Genomic DNA, 975 nt, shown 5'->3' with positions numbered 1-975 from the left:
GCATAATTATTTACCTCGGAAAGTTTAAGTAGAAAATTTAAAATTTATTTATTCAGTTAACTCATACGATTTTAATCTTAAGCTCCCTTTTAATCTTAAGCACCCCTTTCAAAGGGGGGGTTGGGGGGATTAAACTCTTCTATATATATGATAATTATCTGAGATTTTGTTAATCCTGCTAAAGCATAATTGAACTTAGCACCCGTGAGATTTGCTCCGGTAAAATCTGCTCCTCTTATATCTGCAAAAGAAAAGTCTTGACCTGTCAAATCTTGATTTTTAAATGAACGACCTTGATAATTTTTGCGTGGTTGTTTAGATGGATAAGTTAGCATAATTATTCACTCCTGAAAGTTGAAAACGTTTTTGTTCGTAGTAAAGCTCTTAGCCCTAGATATATATTTGTTGAAGTAATTATTTATTATTAATTGCTGATAACTGAAAAGATATTCCCCCTAACCCCCTTATAAAGGGGGGAATTATTAGGATAGTTTTTCCTTCTTTTTCTTGATAAGTTGTTTAGCATAATTATTTACCTCGGAAAGTTTAAGTAGAAAATTTAAAATTTATTTATTCAGTTAACTCATACGATTTTAATCTTAAGCTCCCTTTTAATCTTAAGCCCCCCTTTCAAAGGATGATTTGGGGGGATTAAACTCCACCACATCTTTACCAGGAATAACTGACAAATTCTTCCAACTTGGAGAAACTTCTGCGGAATTTTGACAAATAACTGGCAACCAACTTGCACCAGGAAATTTATCTTCCATTACTTGTAATTTTTCCCTCGCTTCTCGCACAGAAATATATAGAGATTTATCATTAGTAAATAATTGGAGAAAATCCTGTAAAAATTTATGGGCAACTACATCTGGAACTTCTTCTCGCATAACAATAATTGCGGGAATATGTAACTTCGCAAGTTGTCGAGCTAAACCTAATCCATCGCAAGAATTAAAAATTGCTAATTGTAGA

At 32.7% G+C, this 975-nt stretch carries 1 protein-coding gene and 1 pseudogene; both read right to left on the bottom strand.

The annotated features are described in order from the left end of the window. Positions 1-95: 95 nt before the first annotated feature. Entirely contained in the window at positions 96-335 is a 240-nt protein-coding gene (locus AFK68_RS00030; RefSeq protein WP_094670651.1) for a pentapeptide repeat-containing protein, read from the bottom strand. 282 nt (positions 336-617) lie between these two features. Next, positions 618-975 (bottom strand): annotated as a pseudogene (locus tag AFK68_RS36050) (adenylate cyclase); the annotation flags it as partial.

This window comes from Hydrocoleum sp. CS-953 (assembly GCF_002260545.1).
GTDB lineage: Bacteria > Cyanobacteriota > Cyanobacteriia > Cyanobacteriales > Microcoleaceae > Trichodesmium.
This window is presented reverse-complemented; position numbering and strand designations above follow the sequence as displayed.

Excerpts from the sequence above, each read along its gene's own strand:
- AFK68_RS00030 (WP_094670651.1), bottom strand. The coding sequence starts at position 335 with ATGCTAACTTATCCATCTAAACAACCACGCAAAAATTATCAAGGTCGT.